The 20,064-nt window shown below is 69.6% G+C and carries 19 protein-coding genes and 1 pseudogene; 13 read left to right on the top strand and 7 right to left on the bottom strand.

What is annotated here, in order from left to right:
• The first annotated feature begins 74 nt into the window (after positions 1–74).
• Complete coding sequence (locus O6P37_RS01175; RefSeq protein ID WP_264011275.1) at positions 75–221, top strand: DUF1059 domain-containing protein; 147 nt, start codon at positions 75–77, stop codon at positions 219–221.
• 70 nt (positions 222–291) lie between these two features.
• Here O6P37_RS01175 and O6P37_RS01170 read toward each other — a convergent pair whose 3' ends face one another.
• On the bottom strand, positions 292–1,308 hold the full coding sequence (locus tag O6P37_RS01170) for an Rv1157c family protein (protein ID WP_269892350.1): 1,017 nt from the start codon (positions 1,306–1,308) through the stop codon (positions 292–294).
• 30 nt (positions 1,309–1,338) lie between these two features.
• Entirely contained in the window at positions 1,339–2,001 is a 663-nt protein-coding gene (locus O6P37_RS01165) for a hypothetical protein (RefSeq protein WP_269892349.1), read from the bottom strand.
• A 140-nt stretch (positions 2,002–2,141) separates the two neighbouring features.
• Here O6P37_RS01165 and O6P37_RS01160 point away from each other — a divergent pair, with 140 nt between their 5' ends.
• Complete coding sequence (locus tag O6P37_RS01160) at positions 2,142–3,407, top strand: mannosyltransferase (RefSeq protein ID WP_269892348.1); 1,266 nt, start codon at positions 2,142–2,144, stop codon at positions 3,405–3,407.
• Here O6P37_RS01160 and O6P37_RS01155 read toward each other — a convergent pair.
• Complete coding sequence (locus tag O6P37_RS01155; protein WP_264014645.1) at positions 3,349–3,636, bottom strand: 4a-hydroxytetrahydrobiopterin dehydratase; 288 nt, start codon at positions 3,634–3,636, stop codon at positions 3,349–3,351. The genes O6P37_RS01160 and O6P37_RS01155 overlap by 59 nt on opposite strands.
• A 27-nt stretch (positions 3,637–3,663) precedes the next feature.
• Between O6P37_RS01155 and O6P37_RS01150 the strand changes: the two genes are divergently transcribed.
• Complete coding sequence (locus O6P37_RS01150; protein ID WP_269892347.1) at positions 3,664–4,056, top strand: (deoxy)nucleoside triphosphate pyrophosphohydrolase; 393 nt, start codon at positions 3,664–3,666, stop codon at positions 4,054–4,056.
• A 185-nt stretch (positions 4,057–4,241) separates the two neighbouring features.
• Here O6P37_RS01150 and O6P37_RS01145 read toward each other — a convergent pair whose 3' ends face one another.
• On the bottom strand, positions 4,242–4,514 hold the full coding sequence (locus O6P37_RS01145; protein ID WP_264014648.1) for a hypothetical protein: 273 nt from the start codon (positions 4,512–4,514) through the stop codon (positions 4,242–4,244).
• Positions 4,515–4,575: 61 nt separating this feature from the next.
• Positions 4,576–4,743 (bottom strand): hypothetical protein, encoded by a 168-nt coding sequence (locus O6P37_RS01140; RefSeq protein WP_264014649.1) that lies wholly within the window; start codon positions 4,741–4,743, stop codon positions 4,576–4,578.
• A gap of 131 nt (positions 4,744–4,874) precedes the next feature.
• Between O6P37_RS01140 and typA the strand changes: the two genes are divergently transcribed.
• Together typA and O6P37_RS01130 are read left to right on the top strand one after the other, a co-directional pair.
• Entirely contained in the window at positions 4,875–6,764 is a 1,890-nt protein-coding gene (typA, locus tag O6P37_RS01135; protein WP_269892346.1) for a translational GTPase TypA, read from the top strand.
• 75 nt (positions 6,765–6,839) lie between these two features.
• Positions 6,840–8,780 (top strand): ABC transporter family substrate-binding protein, encoded by a 1,941-nt coding sequence (locus O6P37_RS01130; RefSeq protein WP_269892345.1) that lies wholly within the window; start codon positions 6,840–6,842, stop codon positions 8,778–8,780.
• On the opposite strand, the gene O6P37_RS01125 is transcribed toward O6P37_RS01130, so the two are convergent.
• On the bottom strand, positions 8,713–10,011 hold the full coding sequence (locus O6P37_RS01125) for a chloride channel protein (RefSeq protein ID WP_269892344.1): 1,299 nt from the start codon (positions 10,009–10,011) through the stop codon (positions 8,713–8,715). The genes O6P37_RS01130 and O6P37_RS01125 overlap by 68 nt on opposite strands.
• Positions 10,012–10,102: 91 nt before the next feature.
• On the opposite strand from O6P37_RS01125, the pseudogene mshB reads away from it, so the two are divergent.
• A pseudogene (mshB, locus tag O6P37_RS01120) lies at positions 10,103–10,945 on the top strand (N-acetyl-1-D-myo-inositol-2-amino-2-deoxy-alpha-D-glucopyranoside deacetylase); the annotation flags it as partial.
• 120 nt (positions 10,946–11,065) lie between these two features.
• Complete coding sequence (locus tag O6P37_RS01115; protein ID WP_408633087.1) at positions 11,066–11,527, top strand: hypothetical protein; 462 nt, start codon at positions 11,066–11,068, stop codon at positions 11,525–11,527.
• Positions 11,528–11,534: 7 nt separating this feature from the next.
• On the opposite strand, the gene O6P37_RS01110 is transcribed toward O6P37_RS01115, so the two are convergent.
• Positions 11,535–12,686 (bottom strand): hypothetical protein, encoded by a 1,152-nt coding sequence (locus tag O6P37_RS01110; protein ID WP_269892343.1) that lies wholly within the window; start codon positions 12,684–12,686, stop codon positions 11,535–11,537.
• 180 nt (positions 12,687–12,866) lie between these two features.
• Here O6P37_RS01110 and O6P37_RS01105 point away from each other — a divergent pair, with 180 nt between their 5' ends.
• The 6 genes from O6P37_RS01105 (at position 12,867) to O6P37_RS01080 (ending at position 20,060) form a co-directional block, all read left to right on the top strand.
• The gene (locus O6P37_RS01105) at positions 12,867–15,446 is read left to right on the top strand and encodes a bifunctional FO biosynthesis protein CofGH (RefSeq protein WP_269892342.1); all 2,580 of its coding nucleotides are present in this window, start codon (positions 12,867–12,869) and stop codon (positions 15,444–15,446) included.
• A 206-nt stretch (positions 15,447–15,652) separates the two neighbouring features.
• The gene (locus O6P37_RS01100) at positions 15,653–16,198 is read left to right on the top strand and encodes a YceI family protein (RefSeq protein ID WP_269892341.1); all 546 of its coding nucleotides are present in this window, start codon (positions 15,653–15,655) and stop codon (positions 16,196–16,198) included.
• Positions 16,199–16,326: 128 nt separating this feature from the next.
• Entirely contained in the window at positions 16,327–16,995 is a 669-nt protein-coding gene (locus tag O6P37_RS01095; RefSeq protein ID WP_269892340.1) for a TetR family transcriptional regulator, read from the top strand.
• The gene (locus O6P37_RS01090) at positions 16,992–18,218 is read left to right on the top strand and encodes a cytochrome P450 (protein WP_269892339.1); all 1,227 of its coding nucleotides are present in this window, start codon (positions 16,992–16,994) and stop codon (positions 18,216–18,218) included. Before O6P37_RS01095 ends, O6P37_RS01090 begins: the two co-directional genes overlap by 4 nt.
• Positions 18,212–19,159, top strand: coding sequence for an SDR family oxidoreductase (locus O6P37_RS01085; RefSeq protein WP_269893134.1), 948 nt, complete (start codon positions 18,212–18,214; stop codon positions 19,157–19,159). Before O6P37_RS01090 ends, O6P37_RS01085 begins: the two co-directional genes overlap by 7 nt.
• Complete coding sequence (locus O6P37_RS01080) at positions 19,149–20,060, top strand: DUF7065 domain-containing protein (protein WP_269892338.1); 912 nt, start codon at positions 19,149–19,151, stop codon at positions 20,058–20,060. The genes O6P37_RS01085 and O6P37_RS01080 overlap by 11 nt, the downstream gene beginning before the upstream one ends.
• The last annotated feature ends 4 nt before the right edge of the window (positions 20,061–20,064 follow it).

The following is a 20,064-nucleotide window of genomic DNA, read 5'->3' as shown; positions in this document are numbered from 1 at the left end:
TGACAGCCCTGGGCGCAGTTTCGGCGTCGGCATATCCCGACATGCCCGGTGATGCATGTGTGCAGAATGGACCCATGAAGACACATCTGAGTTGCCCGTGCGGGGAAGCCATCACCGGTAAGGACGAGGACGACCTGGTCGAGAAGGCTCAGGCCCACCTCAGCGAGGCGCATCCTGGTCGCGACTACGACCGCGACGCCATCCTCTTCATGGCCTACTAGACCACCCGAGAAACGGAATTCCCGGTCGTCGAGCACGCTCGACGGCCGGGAATTCCGTTTCGTATCAGGGTCAGGGCACGACCGTCGACCCGATGGTCGGCATGAACTGGCACTGCTTCTCGGTGGTGGTGATCTGACCGAAGATCGTCGACATGATGCTGCCCGACCCGGTGTCGGCGATCGCCGTCATCGTCGTCGGCCCCTGGGGGTTGATGTCGGCGTGCGGCTTGAGCGTCGCACTCCCGGACTTGCCGGTGGTCAGGTTGACCCAGGTGACGTTGAGCGGCAACGCCTGCTCGGCCGCGGGTCCGGGCGTGCCGACCGCGGTGAACACGTAGGCGGTCTGTCCCGGGCCCGGCCCCGGTGTCGGGATCTTCGCCGGCCCGGCCACCGAGATCGCCGTCGCCAGAACGTTTCCGCCGTCCTTCGTGCACCCGTTGCTGATCGACGGGTACATGAAGTCCTGTGTCGGCGGGCTGTCCGGGCTGAACGTCGGCGGGCCGCCCGGTGCGGGTGCCGGAGCCGGCGCGGCGCCTTCCGGTGCGGGCGCAGGAGCCGGTCCCGCCGGTGCCGGAGCCGGAGCGTTTGCAGCCGCCTCGGGAGCCGGAGCCGGAGCCGCCTCGGGGGCGGGAGCCGGAGCCGCCTCGGGTGCCGGAGCCGGAGCCGCCAGCGCAGCGGCGTCCGGAGCGGCCTCGGGTGCCGGGCCGACCGCATGCGCGGGATCGACGCCGGCAGGCAGATGCGCCTCGGTCCCCGGGACCGCCCCGGCCGCCGGGACATGGGCGACCGGTTCGGCCACGAACTGATTGACCGCGGTGGCCACGTTGCGCGAATCAGGTGGCGCCGCCGAGTTTCCGGCGAACGCCGCAGCGGCGGCCATCAGCATCGACACGGCGTTGTTCGGGTCTGCCGCCGCCTGCTGGATGGCCGGCCCGAGGCTCTCCATGGCCGGCAGACCGGGCGCCTGCAGCGCGTCGATCGGCAGCGGAGGAGCGGGCTGGGCGTGAGCTGTTGCGCTGCTCAGCAGCAGGGCGGCCGACGAGCCGACCGCGGCCGCTGCGGCGAGCAGTGTCCTGATCCGTGACATGGCACTCCTAGACGGTGTGGTGGGGCGTGATCAGGGCAGGGCGGAGACGGGGAACATCGCCGCCGCGGCCGCGGGTGCCGCCGGTAGGACCGGCACCGCGGGTGCGGCCGCTGCCACCGGTGCGGCTGCTGCCACCGGTGCGGTAATTGCCACTGGTGCGGCCGGAACCGCGGGCACGGCCGGCGTGGCCTTCGGCGCCAGGTTGGCCAGCGGTGAGCCGCCGGGCATCAGCGACGCCAGCCCGCCGAGGTCACCGGGCAGCGAGATCTTCTGCGGCAGCGGCACCGGCATACCCGGCACCTGCGGGATGTTGATGTCCGCCGACGGCAGCGCCCCGGTCGGTCCGCTCACGGGCTGCGCGGCCGTTGCGGGCCTGGTGGCGGGCATACCCGGAAGCACCGACGTCGCGGCGGGCGCCGTCGCGGCCGGCGCGGTGGGCGCCTGCGGCAGCGTCAGCTGGGCGCTGGCTGTAGGCGCCGGGGTGACCGGCGCGGCGGGGGTGCCGGTCAGGGCCGAGGCCATGCCCTGCAGCATCTGCGGCGCGTTGGCGAGTTGCTCGAGACCCGGCACCGCCGGAACGGGTGCCGGCGCGGCGGGCTGGGCAGTGGCGACGGCACTGAACGCCAGCGCGAGCGGAACGGCGCCCACAGCGGCAATAACGCTGGTGGCGAACGCTTTTCTGGTGAACTTCATGATTCTCCCAATCGGTTGTCAGCAGGCCTGCACCCGAAGCTACGGAGTTACTGGTGTTACTCAAGTGACACGTGTGGCATTTATGCAACCGTGACTGAGGTGTAGGTAATCGGTGACACTGGGCCGGTGTCTGAAGGCCGATGTCTAAAGTCGACGGGATAGACGCCTCACCCGCTGCCCGCCCGGGGCCGACGCACCGCTCGCTCGCGACGAAGCTGGCCGCGGTGGCGCCCGTGCTGCTGGTGCTGAGCATCGCCGCCCGATTCGCCTGGACCTATCTGGCGGCCAACGGCGCGAACTTCGTCGACCTGCACGTCTATGTCGGCGGCGCCGGTGCCCTCGATCAACCCGGCACCCTCTACGACTACGTCTACGCCGATCAGACGCCCGACTTCCCGCTGCCGTTCACCTATCCGCCGTTCGCCGCGATCGTCTTCTATCCGCTGCACCTGCTTCCTTTCGGGCTGGTGGCGTTCGCGTGGCAGGTCGGCATCGTCGCTGCGCTCTACGGCGTGGTGCGGGTCAGTCAGCGCCTGCTCTCCGGCGGCGCCCCAGGTGACCGGCGGGTCGCGATGCTCTGGACCGCGGTGGGCATCTGGCTCGAACCGCTGCGCAGCACCTTCGACTACGGACAGGTCAACGTGCTGCTGGTGCTTGCGGTGCTCTGTGCGGTGCTCACCACCCGGTGGTGGCTCTCGGGCCTGCTCGTCGGCCTGGCCGCCGGCGTGAAGCTGACCCCCGCCGTGGCAGGGCTGTACCTCGTCGGCGCCCGCCGGTGGGGCGCCGCGGTGTTCTCGGCGGTCGTGTTCGCCGGCACCATCGGGATCGCCGCGCTCGTCATCGGAGACCAGACCCGGCGCTACTTCACCGAACTGCTCGGCGACGCCGGCCGGGTGGGACCGATCGGGACGTCGTTCAACCAGTCCTGGCGCGGCGGGATCTCACGGATCCTCGGACACGACGCCGGCTACGGACCGGTCGTGATGGCCGGCATCGTGGTGACCGCGGTGCTGGCCGTGCTGGCGTGGCGGGCGATCGGCGGCAGTGCCGACCGCCTCGGCGCCATCGTGGTGGTGCAACTCTTCGGGCTGCTGCTGTCACCGATCTCCTGGACGCACCACTGGGTCTGGGTGCTGCCGCTGATGATCTGGCTGCTGCACGGCCCGCGCCGCGACCTTCCGGGCGCGCGGATCCTTGGGTGGGGCTGGCTCGCGCTCACCCTGGTCGGCGTGCCGTGGCTGCTCAGCTTCACCCAGCCCACCATCTGGGAGATCAGCAGACCCTGGTATCTGGCCTGGGCGGGACTGATCTACATCGTCGCGACGCTGGCGACCCTGGCCTGGATCGCTACGGCCGGCCGACGATCCCGTCGATATCGCGAGCCATCTCCACGTCCTTCTCCGTGATCCCGCCCTCGGAGTGGGTGACAAGCGCGAAAGTCACTGTCCGCCAACGAATATCGATATCAGGATGGTGATCCTTCGCCTCGGCGTGCTCGCCGACCCGTCGCACCGCGTCGATGCCGTCGAGGAATGCGGGGAACTCGACCGACCGCCGCAGCGCTCCGTCGGCGCGCTCCCAGCCGTTGAGGTCCGGCAGTGCGGCGTCCACCTGTTCGTCCGTTAACACAGCCATGTCGTCGACGGTATACCGTCGGCGACGATGAACGGGCAGATCGTCGTTGCGGGTGCACTGATTTCGGGCACCTCGCTGCTGGTGGCGCAGCGCGCCCGGCCGGCCGAACTGGCCGGGCTGTGGGAGCTGCCGGGCGGCAAGGTCGCGGCGGGGGAGAGCGACGCCGCGGCGCTGATCCGGGAACTGCGTGAGGAACTCGGCATCGAGGTGACGGTCGGCGCGCGACTCGGCGCCGACGTCGCGCTGACCGACACGATGGTGCTGCGCGCGTACCTGGTCACACAGACCGACGGTGTGCCGGCGCCCAACGACCACCGGGCCCTGCGCTGGGTCGGCGCCCACGAGCTCGACGGCCTGCCGTGGGTCCCGGCCGACCGCGCGTGGCTGCCGGACCTGGCCGCCGCCCTCGCTTCGGGCTGACGTCACCCGCGCCCCAGCGATGTCCGCACCATCGGGGACGGCCGCACATTGGTCTCGCGGTCCATGCGCGTGCTGCGGTTCATCTGGCGAGGGGTGCTCGCCTTCAACCGGGTTCGACGAGGCCGACTTCCCCGCCCCGCCTGCCGAGGGCCGGGTGCTGGCGCTGCTCTCCTACCCGTGACGGGTCAGTAGCGCAGGCGGTCGCCCACCACCCGCAGCTGGTGCACGCTGCGCGGGTGGTGCACCGCGTGCACCGGATGCAGCAGCACCGGGTGGCGACAGTGCGGGCAGGATTGTTGCGGCTCGTTCGCCGACGAGACCGTCAGGTGGTGACACGCGGCGCACCGCACGACGTAGGCCGCACGGAACCAGTTCATCATCCCGATGTAGATGGCGATGACGGTGGCGCTTGCCAGCACGACGATCAGGGTGACGGTGAGCACCTCGTAGACCGACATGGTGTACCTCCGGCCGCCGGAATGACGCCTTTCGACGGCTATCGTCGACGATACTCGCAGGTCAGTGCTTTCGGGCGCGCTTGAACACCTTCTCCAGTTCCTTGCCGCGAATGCCGTTGAGTTCGGCCTTGTGGACACGATGCAGGACCAGCGGGCAGCGCTTGCAGCGCGGCTTGCTGCGACAGCATTTCTTCTTCGGCCTGAGGTCGGCGTACTTCGACGTCGTCACGTATTGGGGATCCCTGCCGGTCGCGATCGTGGTGGTAATGCGGTTACCCACTGTGCCATGGCCCGCGTGGGCGGTGTGACCTGCCTTGCTGCATTTCGCGATCGCTGTCCGGCGCTGCCACACTGAGCGACGTGGATTTTCGGAACGTCGCCATCGTCGCCCACGTCGACCACGGCAAGACGACCCTCGTGGACGCGATGCTGCGGCAGTCCGGTGCGCTGACGCACCGCGGGGACGACGCGATCGAACGGCTGATGGACTCCGGTGACCTGGAGAAGGAAAAGGGCATCACCATTTTGGCCAAGAACACCGCGGTGCACCGGCACCATGCCGACGGCGGCATGACGGTCATCAACGTGATCGACACGCCCGGCCACGCCGACTTCGGCGGCGAGGTCGAACGCGGCCTGTCCATGGTCGACGGTGTGCTGCTGCTCGTCGACGCCTCGGAGGGGCCGCTGCCGCAGACCCGCTTCGTGCTGCGCAAGGCGCTCGGCGCGCACCTTCCGGTGATCGTGGTGGTCAACAAGACCGACCGCCCGGACGCGCGCATCGCCGAGGTCGTCTCCGAAAGTCACGACCTGCTGCTCGACGTCGCGTCGGACCTCGACGAGGAGGCGCAGAAGGCGGCGGAGTTCGCGCTCGGGCTGCCGACGCTGTACGCGTCCGGCCGGGCGGGCATCGCGAGCACCATCGAGCCGGCCAACGGCGAGAATCCCCAGGGCGAGAATCTCGACCCACTGTTCGACGTTCTGCTGCAACACATCCCGCCGCCGCAGGGCGATCCCGAGGCGCCGCTGCAGGCGCTGGTGACCAACCTCGACGCGTCGGCCTTCCTCGGCCGGCTCGCGCTGATCCGCATCTACAAGGGCAAGCTGCGCAAGGGCCAGCAGGTGGCGTGGATGCGCGAGGTCGACGGCGTGCCGGTGGTCACCAACGCCAAGATCACCGAGCTGCTGGCCACCGTCGGCGTCGAACGCAATCCCACCGACGAGGCGATCGCCGGTGACATCGTCGCGGTCGCCGGCCTGCCCGAGATCATGATCGGCGACACGCTGGCCGACCCCGAACACGCGCACGCGCTGCCGCGCATCACGGTCGACGAACCGGCGATCTCGGTGACGATCGGCACCAACACCTCGCCGCTGGCGGGGAAGGTGTCCGGGCACAAGCTCACCGCCCGCATGGTGCGTGACCGGCTGGACCGCGAACTCATCGGCAACGTCTCCATCAAGGTCGTCGACATCGGCCGCCCCGACGCCTGGGAGGTGCAGGGCCGAGGCGAGCTCGCGCTGGCCGTGCTCGTCGAGCAGATGCGCCGCGAGGGCTTCGAGCTGACCGTCGGCAAGCCGCAGGTGGTCACCCGCACGATCGACGGCAAGCTGCACGAGCCGTTCGAGGCCATGACGATCGACTGCCCCGAGGAGTTCGTCGGCGCCATCACCCAGTTGATGGCCGCCCGCAAGGGCCGCATGGAGGAGATGGCCAACCACGCGGCGGGCTGGGTCCGGATGGACTTCATCGTGCCCAGCCGCGGGCTGATCGGCTTCCGTACCGACTTCCTGACGCTCACCCGCGGCACCGGCATCGCCAACGCGGTGTTCGACGGCTACCGGCCGTGGGCCGGGGAGATCCGCGCCCGCCACACCGGGTCGCTCGTGTCGGACCGCACGGGGTCGGTGACGCCGTTCGCGATGATCCAGCTGTCCGACCGGGGCCAGTTCTTCGTCGAACCGGGCGATGACACCTACGAGGGTCAGGTCGTCGGCATCAATCCGCGCGCCGAGGACCTCGACATCAATGTCACCCGGGAGAAGAAGCTGACCAACATGCGGTCCTCCACGGCCGACGTCATGGAGACGCTGGCCCGGCCGCTCGAACTCGGCCTCGAACAGGCCATGGAGTTCTGCGCCGAGGACGAGTGCGTCGAGGTCACACCGGAGATCGTCCGGGTGCGCAAGGTGGAGCTGACCGCGAGTCTGCGGGCGCGCGCGAAGGCCAGGGCCAAGGCCCAGAACTAGCCGACGGGAAACCGGCCACGGCGGGTGCGGTGGCCGGTTCTACGGATCGCCTCAGCAAACGAGCTCGTGGGAGCCATGATCACCGTGGGCAAGCCACTGATTTGCTCGCCTGCGGCGGCGCGGAGGACGGCCGATACCCTGAGGGGCGTGCCGAATCGAACTCGCCAGTCCTGCGCGAGGCTCGGCGCACTGGTGTCGGTGCCGGCGTTACTGCTCGGCGGATGCACGGTGAGCCCACCGCCCGCGCCGCAGAGCACCGAGACCACGGAGTCCGTGACGCCACCGCCGCCCAAGGCGACGCAGATCATCATGGCCATCGACTCGATCGGCCCCGGGTTCAACCCACATCTGCTCTCCGACCAGTCCCCGGTCAACGCGGCGATCGCCGCGCTGGTGCTGCCGAGCTCGTTCCGGCCCGTGCCGGACCCGGCGTCGCCGACCGGTTCGCGATGGGAACTCGACACCGCGCTGCTCGAGTCGGCCGAAGTGACCAACCGGAACCCATTCACCGTCACCTACACGATCAAGCCGGAGGCGCAGTGGACCGACAACGCGCCGGTGGCCGCTGACGACTACTGGTACCTGTGGCAGCAGATGGTCAGCCAGCCGGGCGTCGTGGATCCGGCCGGCTATGACCTGATCACCGGTGTCCAGTCGGTCGAGGGTGGCAAACAGGCCGTCGTCACGTTCTCTCAGCCTTACCCGGCGTGGCGGGAACTGTTCAACAACATCCTCCCGGCGCACATCGTCAAGGACGTACCGGGTGGATTCGGGGCCGGTCTGGCGCGTGCGATGCCCGTCACCGCGGGCAAGTTCCGCGTCGACGACATCGATCCGCAGCGCGACGAGATCCTGCTCGCCCGCAATGACCGGTTCTGGAGTGGTCCGGCCAGACCCGACCAGGTGCTGTTCCGCCGCGGCGGGTCACCTGCCGCGCTCGCCGACTCGATCCGCAACGGTGATACGCAGGTCGCCCAGATACACGGAGGCGCAGCCACTTTCGCTCAGCTCAGCGCGATACCCGACGTCAGGACGGCCCGCATCGTGACACCGCGCGTGATGCAGGTGACGCTGCGGGCGGGGCAGCCGAAGCTGGCCGAAGCGCAGGTGCGCAAGGCCATCCTGGGTCTGTTCGACGTCGATCTGCTGGCGTCGGTGGGCGCCGGTGACGACAACACCGTGACGTTGGCCCAGGCTCAGGTCCGGACGCCGTCGGATCCGGGCTACGTGCCGACCGCACCGCCCGCGCTGGGCACCGAGGCGGCACTCGGCCTGCTCGCCGACGCGGGCTACGAGGTGGCGCCGGTGGAGAACCCGCCGCCGCCGACGCCCGGAACGCCGGCGCCCGACAGCGACCGCGGCCGGATCACCAAGGACGGCGTCCCGCTGTCGCTGGTTCTCGGTGTGGCGGTAAACGATCCGACGTCTGTGGCGGTGGCCAACACGGCGGCCGATCAGTTGCGCAACGTCGGCATCGAGGCTTCGGTACTGGCGCTCGACCCGGTCACGCTCTACGGCGAGGCGCTGGCCAACAACCGGGTGGACGCGGTGGTCGGCTGGCATGCTGCCGGGGGAGACCTCGCCACGTCACTGGCGTCGCGCTACGGCTGCCGGGCACTCGAGGCGACGCCGGTCCCGACCGCAGCACCCACGTCGGCGCCGCCGCCCCGAACCGAAGCACCGCCCCCGCCACCACGCCCGAGCGCCACCGCGACGCCGTCGGCGCCGCCGCCGGATCCCGAGACAGGCGAACTGGTGCAGGCACCGAGCAACATCACCGGAATCTGTGACCGCAGTCTGCAACCGAAGATCGATGCGGCGCTGGACGGCACCGAGCCGATCGCCGAGGTGATCGAGGCCGTCGAACCACGGCTGTGGAATATGTCGACGGTGCTGCCCATCCTGCAGGACACCACGATCGTGGCCGCCGGCCCGAGCGTGCAGAACGTCAGCCTGAGCGGCGCGGTCCCGGTGGGGATCGTCGGCGACGCCGGAAACTGGACCAAGAACCGGTAGTACGCGGCGGGTCGGCACGGCGTTCGGTCAGGAGCCGCAGTCCGTGCGCGGCGAGGGCGGCCGCCAGGAAGACGACAAGCAGCCACCACGGCGGCCTGGCCAGTTCCCAGACGAAGAGCGCCGCCCACATCGGGGCCCGCTGCGTGATCGCCAGAACGCCCGCGGCGCAGGCGAGCGACACGGCGGGCACGCTGACCGCAAGCCCTGTCCAGGTGGAGATGGCCAGCGCGACAAGCGATCCCATCGCAGCGCCGGTGGCGAGCGCCGGTGTGAGCAGGCCGCCGACCGCCCCGGCGCGCAGGTACGACGCGGTCAGCAGCGGTTTGAGAAGCAGGATCGCCGCGGCGGCGCCCAGCGTCATGCCGCTGTCGAGGCTGACGGTCAAGATGCTCTTCCCGTTGCCGGGCAGTTCGGGCCAGTGCAGCGAACACACGCCGACGAGCAGACCCACCGCCGCGACCGCGGGCACCAGCATCCAGGACTTCACCGCTGCCGCCGGCCGTGCCGCGGCCATCAACCGGTTGAACACCATCCCGACGCCGAACGCGAGTGGTGCGACCACCACCGCGAAGGCGATGAGGAGGTAGGACAGTGACGGGTCGGGCCAGTCGAGCGGCGGGGACTCGTGAGTCACCGGCGAGGCCACCGCCACGGCCAGGCTCGACGTGATGAGGGCGGTGCCGAGCGCCCGCGGATGCCAGGTGCGCATCAAGATCTGCGTGGCGAACAACGCCCCGCCGAGGGGAACGCTGTAGACCGCGGCGAGTCCCGCACCCGCCGCGCAGTAGAGCAGGATCTCCCGGTCGTGCGGCGTCAGCGCCCAGCGCGAGGTGCCCGCATCGCCAAGCGCGGCCGCGAACTGGCGCGGCGCCCCCTCGCGGCCGAGCGACGCGCCCGACCCCACCACGAGGACCTGCAGTGCCGCGTCGATCGACATCGAGATGCGGGGGATCGGCCGATGATCGGCGATGGCGCCGGACAGGCTCGGCACCTCGGTGCGGCGGCGCAGCAGATACCAGCCGAATCCGGCGAGTGCGCCACCGACCATGGGGCCGAGCGCACGGCGCACCGGGCTGCTGCTATCCACACCGTCGAGCAGCGTCCCGAACGAGTAGTGATAGGTGAGGTGTTCGACGGCATGCAGGAGCAGCGTGGTCGCCATCCCCGCGACGCCGGCAAGGAGGCCGACGAGCACTACTGCGCAACCGAACTCGAGGCTCCGCCGGCTCACCTGGCGAACCTACGTCACCGCACCGCCCGAAGACGTCGAAGCGGCCGGTTGCCGGTCGACGCCGGCCGGCCGGGGACTAGGGTCAGCGTCGATGCCCGAGACGCCGCGCCTGCTCTTCGTACACGCCCATCCCGACGACGAGACGATCACCACCGGGGGCACGATCGCCCACTACGTCGGCCGTGGTGCGCAGGTGCACGTCGTCACCTGCACCCTCGGGGAAGAGGGCGAGGTCATCGGCGAGCAGTACCGCCAGCTGACCGTGGACGAGGCCGACCAACTCGGCGGCTACCGCATCGCCGAACTGACCGCCGCGCTGCGCGCACTCGGACTGGATTCACCCCACTACCTGTGCGGACCCGGACACTGGCGGGACTCCGGCATGGAGGGCACCCCGCCGCGGCGGCACCGTCGCTTCGTCGACGCCGACCACGACGAGGCGGTCAGCGCACTGGCCGCGATCATCGACGACCTTCGCCCGCACGTCGTCGTCACCTACGACCCGGACGGCGGCTACGGCCACCCCGACCACATCCAGGCCCATCGGATCACCACCGCCGCGGTCGAAGCGGCCGCGTGGCGGGTGCCCAAGTTCTACTGGACCGTCATCGCCACCAGCGCCGCCGAACAGGCTCTCGCGTCGATGAGCGACGTCCCGGCGGACTGGACCCGCATCGACCAGGCGCCGTTCGGCTACGCCGACGACAGGATCGACGCCTTCGTCGACGCCACCGACGTACTCCCCGCCAAGATCGCGGCCCTTCGTGCGCATTCCACCCAGGTCACCGTCGCGCCGAACGGTCAGTCCTTCGCGTTGTCCAACACACTCGCCATGCCGGTCCTCGCGCACGAGCACTACGTCCTCGTCTCGGGGGAGTCCGGCGACCGCGACGCCCGAGGTTGGGAGACCGACCTCCTGGCGGGCCTGACCCTGGCCCAGCCGAACTCCGACGGAGTAGGCTCCACGTCAACCAGCGACAGTCGAAGGGACATCCATGGACCCCGACCTTGACCCCAACCTGCAGCATTGGCAGGACCGCCTGGACAACTTCCAGTGGGTGGTCGGTTCGCTGACCGGATTGCTCGACAGCATCCCCACCTGACCGCGCAGCAGACCCGCGGGATTCCTGCCGCGGACACCACCTTGTCGGACCCCGTCGTGCGGGCCATCGTGCTGATCGTGCTCGCCGTCGACGGCATCGTCTGCGCCGCGCTCGGCGCTCTGTTCCTCCCGCTCCGTATCGGCGTCGTGCCGTTCCCGATCAGCGCAGTCGTGGCCGGCGTCGTCAATGCAGGCCTGGTGTGGGCGGCCACCTACTGGACCGACTCGACCAGATTGGCGGCCACACCGCTGTGGACGTGGCTACTGACCGTGGCGGCGCTGACGCTCGGCGGACCCGGCGGCGACATCGTGTTCGGCGGTCCCGGCGTGATGGCCTACGCCGTTCTGGTGTACCTCGCCCTCGGAACCGCCGCGCCGGTGTGGGTGCTCTGGCGCCACAACCAGCGTTCCTGAAACCGCGTTATCCGACGTCGCCGTTGTCGGTGTTGCCGGGATCCGCGTTGTCGGACCGTTCGCCCGCGGTCTCGGACGACCGCCGCTTCGGCTTGAGTGAGCTGCGGATACGGTCGGCGGCTTTCGTCGCCTCACTGACCGCTCCGCGGACGCCGGTGCGGACGTCGTCGGCGACCTTGCGCAGCCGCTCGTTCACGCGCTTGGCAACCCGGGGCGGCTTGGCGCCTGCGGTCTGCTCGGAATCCTCGACGATCTCCGGTGTGCTCGCAGGGTCGAGAGCCTCGTCCGCGGGATCGACGAGATCGGGCGCTGGCTCGACCATGACGCCGGCTTCCGGCTGTACGTCGACGCCGCCGGTCACGGGCTGCGGATCAACCTCGACCTGCAGTGGCTTTTCCTCGAGCGGCGGCGCCTCGTCCACGACGGCTTCGATGGGTGTGTCGGCGACCGGCGGCAGCTCCTCCGCGGCGACTCCCGTCAGGCCGTCCTCCAGTGCGACGCTGAACGGTGGCGCCGGCGGGATGGCCCAGCCGAAGAAGTAATTGAACTCCTGGATGCCGAAGTTGATCGCGTCGATGACGCTGTCGCCGATCGCGTTCGCGGCGCCGCCGATCCACACCCCGAGGTTGAGAGGATCGTTCAGCACCGGAGCCAGGAAGTCATAGACGACGTTGTCGGCGATCGGCCTGATCAGCTGGTTGTAGAACAGGTCGATCTGGGCGCCGGCCAGCGGCACGAACGGTACCCATCCGAAGACCTGGGTCGCATAGATGGCGACGTCGACGCCCCAGTCGACCCATTCCTGAATGAACTGGTAGGACGAGATCAGCAGATCACTGGCCGCGTTGAGCGGTACAGGGCCGGCACCCGGCAATGCCGGTGGCGTGGGCGGCGGGGGAACCGAGGTCAGCGCCCCGGGAATGACAACGCTGTGGGGCCCTAGAGCCGGCATGCCCGATCGCTGCGGATCCGGCAGGAACGGCTCCATCTGCCGCTGTGCCGACTCCAGCAGTTCGGTCAGCGCCGTCGGCGCCGTGGGGGCGTGCGTGGAGTCGACGGCGATGTCCGGAGGCGCCACATGCAGGGAGGGAACCGCGATCGTCACCGCGCCGACTGCAGCCACGCCCGTCATCAAATATGAGCGGACGGAGACGGACATGGCTTCTCCTCGCGGTCGAATCTCCTAAAATACGCGACTGCCAGCGTTGCTGCGGCAATTTGCTCCGGCGGGCCGTCACATCGCGGGGCCCGCGGACTACTGTGGCCGGTATGCCAGGAGCAGTGGTTTCACGATGTGAGACGCGCGGATGATTTCCGACACCGGCGGGGTTACACCGGAGTGGCTCTGAACCCCCAGCGTGGCGCCGATCTGCCCAGCCCGGTAGTCCCCCCGAAGTCCGGAGCGCCAACTCCCGCAGCATTGAGACGCGTGCTGAGGCGCGCCCGCGACGGCGTCGCCCTCAACGTCGACGAGGCCGCGATCGCGATGACCGCCCGTGGCGAGGACCTGCAAGACCTCTGTGCCAGCGCGGCCCGCGTCCGCGATGCGGGTCTCGAGGCCGCCGGGCGGCGCGGGCCCCACGGCCGGCTGCCCGTCACCTACTCACGCAAGGTCTTCATCCCGGTTACCCACCTCTGCCGGGACACCTGTCACTATTGCACCTTCGTCACGGTGCCCGGCAAGCTGCGCCAACAGGGCCACGGCATGTACATGGAGCCCGACGAGATCCTCGAAGTCGCCCGTCGTGGCGCCGAACTCGGCTGCAAAGAGGCGCTTTTCACGCTTGGCGACCGGCCGGAGGCGCGCTGGGACGACGCTCGGCAGTGGCTCGACGAACGTGGCTACGACTCCACCCTGGACTACGTGCGGGCGATGGCGATCCGGGTCCTCGAGGAGACCGGCCTGCTGCCGCACCTCAACCCCGGCGTGATGAGCTGGTCGGAGCTCTCGCGGCTCAAGCCCGTCGCTCCGTCCATGGGCATGATGCTCGAGACAACGTCGCGTCGACTGTTCGAGACCAAGGGGCTGGCCCACTACGGCAGTCCCGACAAGGATCCGACGGTCCGGCTGCGCACGCTGGACGACGCGGGCCGGTTGTCCATCCCGTTCACCACCGGTCTGTTGGTGGGCATCGGCGAGACGCTGACCGAACGGGCCGAGACGATGCACGCGATCCGGCGCTCGCACAAGGAGTTCGGTCACGTCCAGGAAGTGATCGTGCAGAACTTCCGGGCCAAGGACCACACCGCGATGGCCGCGACGCCCGACGCAGGCATCGACGACTTCCTCGCCACGATCGCGGTCACCAGACTGGTCCTCGGCCCGAAGATGCGCATCCAGGCGCCGCCGAACCTGGTGTCGCGCGAGGAGTGCCTCGCGCTCATCGGCGCGGGCGTCGACGACTGGGGCGGGGTGTCACCGCTGACCCCCGACCACGTCAACCCCGAGCGGCCGTGGCCCGCGCTCGACGACCTGGCCGACATCACCGCCGACGCCGGCTACGACCTGACGCAGCGCCTGACCGCGCAACCGCAGTACGTGCAGGGCGGCGCCGCGTGGATCGACCCGCGGGTACACGGACATGTCGACGCACTGGCCGACCCTGACACCGGTCTCGCGCTCGACGTCAACCCGGTGGGGCGGCCCTGGCAGGAACCCGACGAGGCGCTGCAGTCCCTCGGCCGGATCGACCTGAATGAGACCATCGACAGCGAGGGGCGACGCACCGAGACGCGCAGTGACCTCGGCAGCGCCTTCGGCGACTGGGAGTCGATCCGGGAGAAGGTGCACGATCTGGCATCCCGGGCACCCGAGCGCATCGACACCGATGTGCTGGTCGCGCTGCGCGCCGCCGAACGCGACCCGGGGGGTCTGTCCGACGACGCCTATCTCGCGCTGGCGACGGCGGACGGGCCGGCGTTGGACGCCGTTGCCGCGCTGGCCGATTCGCTGCGCCGGGATGCGGTGGGCGACGACGTCACCTTCGTCGTCAACCGCAACATCAACTTCACCAACATCTGCTACACCGGGTGCCGGTTCTGCGCCTTCGCCCAGCGCAAGGGTGACGCCGACGCGTTCTCGCTGTCCACCGACGAGGTCGCCGACCGGGCGTGGGAGGCTCACGTCTCCGGCGCCACCGAGGTGTGCATGCAGGGCGGCATCGACCCCGAACTGCCGGTGACGGGTTACGCCGACCTGGTCCGCGCGGTCAAGGCGCGGGTGCCGTCGATGCACGTGCACGCGTTCAGCCCGATGGAGATCGCCAACGGCGTCACCAAGAGCGGGCTGTCGATCCGGGAGTGGCTGATCGCGCTGCGGGAGGCGGGTCTCGGATCGATTCCCGGTACCGCCGCGGAGATCCTCGACGACGAGGTGCGCTGGATCCTCACCAAGGGCAAGCTGCCGACGTCGATGTGGATCGAGGTCGTCTCCACCGCCCACGAGGTGGGTCTGCAGTCGAGTTCGACGATGATGTACGGCCACGTCGACCAGCCGCGGCACTGGGTGGGGCATCTGCGGGTGCTACGTGAGATCCAGGACCGCACCGGTGGTTTCACCGAGTTCGTGCCGTTGCCGTTCGTGCACCAGAGTTCGCCGCTGTACCTGGCGGGCGGCGCCCGGCCGGGGCCGACGCACCGCGACAACCGCGCCGTGCACGCACTGGCGCGAATCATGCTGCACGGCCGCATCAACCACATCCAGACGAGCTGGGTCAAGCTGGGTGTCGAACGCACCCAGGTGATGCTGCAGGGCGGCGCCAACGACCTCGGCGGCACGCTGATGGAGGAGACCATCTCGCGGATGGCCGGCTCGGAGAACGGGTCGGCGAAGTCGGTCGAGGAACTCGTCGCGATCGCCAAGGGCATCGGCCGTCCGGCTCGCCAGCGCACCACCACCTACACCCCGCTGGCCGCCTGAGCGCGTTCGTCTCCGCGAGGTAGCTCCGCGAGCGTGCGTGTCTGCACGCCGACACGCCGTATCGGGCGTACAAACGTGCACGCTCGCGTCAGTGCGAATGGATCGAACCCAGTAGGCGGCGCCATTCGGGAATGAATCGGACCGCAGTCCGCTTGATACGGGATGAAGGACGTCGGAAGGGCCGACGCTCGGATCAGGAGAATCCCATGACCACTGCAACCACCGCACTCGCCGCCGGCACCTGGGCCATCGACCCGGTGCACTCGACCATCGCCTTCTCGGTACGCCACCTCATGGTGAGCAAGGTGCGCGGCACCTTCGACACGTTCAGCGGCGCGATCACCGTGGCCGAGGACGGCACCCCGTCGGTCACCGCCGAGATCGCCGTCGACTCGATCAACACCCGCAACGAGCAGCGCGACGCACATCTGAAGTCGGCCGACTACTTCGACGCCGCCACCTATCCGACCGCGACCTTCGCCTCGACCGGCGTGCGCGCCGACGGCGACCGCTACGTCCTCGACGGTGACTTCACCCTCAAAGGCGTCACCAAGCCGGTGAGCCTCGACCTCGAGTTCAACGGCGTCAGCCCGGGCATGGGCCATGGCGAGGTCGCCGGCTTCGAGGCGTCGGTCGTGTTGAACCGCAAGGACTTCGGCATCGACCTCGACATGCCGCTCGAGACCGGCGGCGCCGTCGTCGGCGACAAGATCACCATCACCCTGGAGATCGAGGCCCTCAAGCAGGCCTGACCCCGAGTTCTCTTCGTCCCGCGAGCGTGCGTGTCTGTTGGTCGACACGCACGCTCGCGGCGTGGTGGACAGAGGTGGGTTAAATAAACTGCTTGATTTAAGTCGGATGACGTAGTTCACTCGGAACCGTGACCGCCGCGCGAGTGCTCAGCAGCGACCGCTCGTCGGGCACCCGCCAGCTGATCCTCACCGCCGCCGAGCGCCTCTTCGCCGAGCGCGGCATGTACGCCGTCTCGAACCGGCAGATCAGCGAGGCCGCCGGCCAGGGCAACAACGCCGCGGTCTGCTACCACTTCGGCACCCGCACCGATCTGTTGCGCGCCATCGAGGCCAAGCACCGCGGTCCGATCGAGTCGCTGCGCGCCCGCAAGCTCGCCGAGATCGCCGGCTCGACCGACCTGAGCGACTGGGTCAGCGCACTGGTCACCCCGCTGACCGATCACCTCGACACGCTGGGCAGCCCGAGTTGGTACGCCCGCTTCGCCGCCCAGGCGATGGCCGACCCGCAGTGCCGCCAGTTGGTGACCAGGGATGCGCTCGGCTCGCCGCTGCTGGTGCAGGCGATGGACGGCATCACCCGCTGTCTTCCGGACCTGCCCCGACGGGTCCGCTTCGAACGCATCGTCATGGCCCGCAACCTGTTGATGCACACCTGCGCCGAACACGAGAGTGCGCTGGCCGAACACGGCCCAAGGGCGCGATCACCGTGGCCGGTCGCGGCGGAGGGCCTCGTCGACGCCATCGCCGGGCTGTGGCAGGCACCCGTCCGGATCATCCAACCGAAGGATCGCCCATGACCGACGTGATGCCCGACGCCGACACCATCCCGGACTTCCCGATGACCCGCGCGCCGGGCTGCCCGTTCGCGCCACCGCCGGAGGCATTGCAGGCCAACGCCACTCGTCAGCTCAGCCGCGTCCGCATCTGGGACGGCAGCACGCCCTGGCTGATCACCGGCTACGAGGCGATCCGCTCGCTGTTCGCCGACGCGCGCGCCAGTGTCGACGACCGCAAGCCGGGCTACCCGCACTGGAACGAGGGCATGCTCGCCACGGTCGACCGGCGGCCCCGCTCGGTGTTCACCTCCGATGCCGAGGAACACACCCGCTACCGCCGGATGCTGTCGCGGCCGTTCACCTTCAAGCGCGTCGAGGCGTTGCGGCCCGCGGTGCAGAAGATCACCGACGACCATATCGACGCCATCCTCAAAGGCCCCCAACCGGCCGACATCGTCGACATGCTCACGCTGCCGGTCCCGTCGCTGGTGATCAGCGAGATGCTCGGGGTGCCATACAAAGACGCCGAGTTCTTCCAGGAGCAGGCCAACAGGGGCATGAGCCGCTACGCCAGCGCCGAGGACTCCGCGAAAGGCGCAGGCGCGCTGTTCAAATACCTCATGAATCTCATCACCACGAAGATGGCCGACCCCGCCGAGGACCTCGTGTCCGACCTCGCCGAGCGGGTCAAGGCCGAGGAGATCAGCGTCAAGGAGGCGGCGCAGCTCGCCACCGGGGTGCTCATCGCCGGCCACGAGACCACCGCCGGTCAACTCAGCGTCAGCGTCGTCGCACTGCTCGAGAACCCCGAACAGCAGGCGCTGCTGCGCGACACCGACGACCCCAAGGTGATCGCCGCCGCCGTCGAAGAACTCATGCGGTACTGCAGCATCATCCAGACCGGCCAGCGCCGCATCGCCGTCGAGGACATCGAAGTCGACGGCGAAACGATCAGGGCCGGCGAGGGCATCATCCTGGACGTCGCCCCCGCCAACTGGGACACCCGCCAATTCCCCGATCCCGACCGGCTGGACCTGCTGCGCCAGAACGGACCGCACGTCGGGTTCGGTTACGGCCGTCACCAGTGCGTCGGTCAGCAGCTGGCCCGCATGGAACTGCAGATCGTCCTGCCGTCGCTGCTGCGCCGGATCCCGACGATCCGGCTGGCCGTGCCGCTCGACGAGCTCCCGTTCAAGCACGACGCCCTCGCCTACGGCCTCTACGAGCTGCCGGTCAACTGGTGAAAGACAGTCTCACCCTCGACGTTCCCGATCTCACCGGCAGACTAGCCGTCGTCACCGGCGCCAACAGCGGGCTGGGCCTCGGCCTCACGCGAGCGCTGGCGGCGGCCGGCGCCGACGTGGTGCTCGCGGTCCGCAACCGCGCCAAGGGCGAGGCGGCCGTCCACGACATCCGCACCGCCGTGCCCGCCGCCAAACTCTCCATCAGGCCGCTGGACCTCGCCTCGCTGGAAAGCGTTGCCGCGCTGGGAAACGACCTCGGCGCGGAGGGCCGCCCGATCGACGTGCTGATCAACAACGCCGGGGTGATGACGCCACCGCACCGCCAGCAGACCGGCGACGGATTCGAGTTGCAGTTCGGGGCGAACCACCTCGGGCACTTCGCGCTGACCGCACACCTCATGCCGCTGCTGCGCGCCGCGCCGTCCGCGCGGGTGGTCACGGTCAGCAGCATCGCCGCCACGCAGCGCCACCTCGACTTCACCGACGCCAACGCCGAGCGCGGCTACAAGCCGATGCACAGCTACGGCCTCGCCAAGCTGGCGCAGTTGATGTTCGCGATGGAGCTCGACCGGCGCAGCCGACGCAACGGCTGGACCGTCACCTCTACTGCCGCACACCCGGGCCTGGCCAAGACCAATCTGCTCAGCGGCGCCTCGTACGGTCGCGACACCCCGACCCTGCAGGCCCGGCTCACCCAGCTGACGTGGCGGCTGCTGCCGTTCATGTGGCTCGAGGTCGACGAGGCGATCAAGCCGGCGCTCTACGCCGCGGTGTCGCCGGCCGCCGACGGCGGCGCCTACTACGGGCCGCGCGGTCTCTACGAGACTGCTGGCGGCGGAATCACATTCGCCAAGGTGCCGCGGCAGGCGCACAGCGAGACCGACTGCCGCGAGCTGTGGGCGCTGTCCGAGCGGCTCACCGGGGTGACCTGTGGCGAATGACTTCTCCGGCGACGAGACGTTCCACCCCGCGGGCGACGACCCGTACTGGAACGAGAGCGGCTGGTTCGGCTTCGCCGTCCCCGAACGCGACATCAACGGGTTCGTCTACTACTTCCACGACGTGCGCACCGGGATCGCCGGCGGGGGACCGGCCCTGTGGGACCCGACGGGTGAAGAGGTCTACGACTGCCTCTTCTACGACTGGCGGTGGCAGCAACCGCCCACCGGCGCGCTGGACTTCGCCGACTTCACCCTGCCGAACTCCCTGCGCCACACGGTTGTCGAGCCCGCGCACCGCTACCGGCTGTCGTACGACGCACCCGGGCTGGAACTCGACCTGGAGTGGTCGTCGCTGATGGCGCCGCACACGCTGGGCGACGGCGCCGGCGGCGCGCCGCACCACTTCGACCAGCCGGGCCGGATGACGGGATCTCTGGTGCTCGACGGCGAACGGGTCGACGTGGACTGCTACTCGATGCGCGACCGCACGTGGGGTCCGCACCATCCCGGCGCCCGGCGGCCGGGTGACTACCTGTGGGCGATCGCCTCACCCGAACAGCACTGGCACACCATCACCGTCGCGGGCCGGGAAGCGGGCGTGGACGTGGTGATCGGTGGCTACCTCATGCGCGACGGCGAACTCGGCGAGCTCGTCAAGGGCACCCGGCGCGTGCTGAGTCGACGTGCGGGCGCGCCAGCGCAGGTCGTGCTCGACGCCGAGGACCACCTTGGTCGCAGTCTGCACGCCGAAGGCGACGTCCGCACCGCCCTGCGCTGGCTCGGCTGGCCGGGCCGCATGACGTTCTGGACGCTGACCGACTGGCGGTGGGAAGGCCAGCAGGGCTGGGGCGAGGACCAGGAGTTCTTCCCCCGCGAGCAGATCCGGTCGCTGATCCGCTGAAACA

The organism is Mycobacterium hippophais, assembly GCF_027529605.1.
Lineage (GTDB): Bacteria > Actinomycetota > Actinomycetes > Mycobacteriales > Mycobacteriaceae > Mycobacterium > Mycobacterium arseniciresistens.
Note: the sequence above shows the minus strand (reverse complement) of the source record. Positions and strands in the feature narration are given on the sequence as shown.

What these genes read in the sequence shown, in the direction of transcription:
- O6P37_RS01175 (WP_264011275.1), top strand. Translation starts at nt 75, where the DNA reads ATGAAGACACATCTGAGTTGCCCGTGCGGGGAAGCCATCACCGGTAAG.
- O6P37_RS01170 (WP_269892350.1), bottom strand. Translation starts at nt 1,308, where the DNA reads ATGTCACGGATCAGGACACTGCTCGCCGCAGCGGCCGCGGTCGGCTCG.
- O6P37_RS01165 (WP_269892349.1), bottom strand. Translation starts at nt 2,001, where the DNA reads ATGAAGTTCACCAGAAAAGCGTTCGCCACCAGCGTTATTGCCGCTGTG.
- O6P37_RS01160 (WP_269892348.1), top strand. Translation starts at nt 2,142, where the DNA reads ATGTCTAAAGTCGACGGGATAGACGCCTCACCCGCTGCCCGCCCGGGG.
- O6P37_RS01155 (WP_264014645.1), bottom strand. Translation starts at nt 3,636, where the DNA reads ATGGCTGTGTTAACGGACGAACAGGTGGACGCCGCACTGCCGGACCTC.
- O6P37_RS01150 (WP_269892347.1), top strand. Translation starts at nt 3,664, where the DNA reads ATGAACGGGCAGATCGTCGTTGCGGGTGCACTGATTTCGGGCACCTCG.
- O6P37_RS01145 (WP_264014648.1), bottom strand. Translation starts at nt 4,514, where the DNA reads ATGTCGGTCTACGAGGTGCTCACCGTCACCCTGATCGTCGTGCTGGCA.
- O6P37_RS01130 (WP_269892345.1), top strand. Translation starts at nt 6,840, where the DNA reads ATGATCACCGTGGGCAAGCCACTGATTTGCTCGCCTGCGGCGGCGCGG.
- O6P37_RS01110 (WP_269892343.1), bottom strand. Translation starts at nt 12,686, where the DNA reads ATGTCCGTCTCCGTCCGCTCATATTTGATGACGGGCGTGGCTGCAGTC.
- O6P37_RS01100 (WP_269892341.1), top strand. Translation starts at nt 15,653, where the DNA reads ATGACCACTGCAACCACCGCACTCGCCGCCGGCACCTGGGCCATCGAC.
- O6P37_RS01090 (WP_269892339.1), top strand. Translation starts at nt 16,992, where the DNA reads ATGACCGACGTGATGCCCGACGCCGACACCATCCCGGACTTCCCGATG.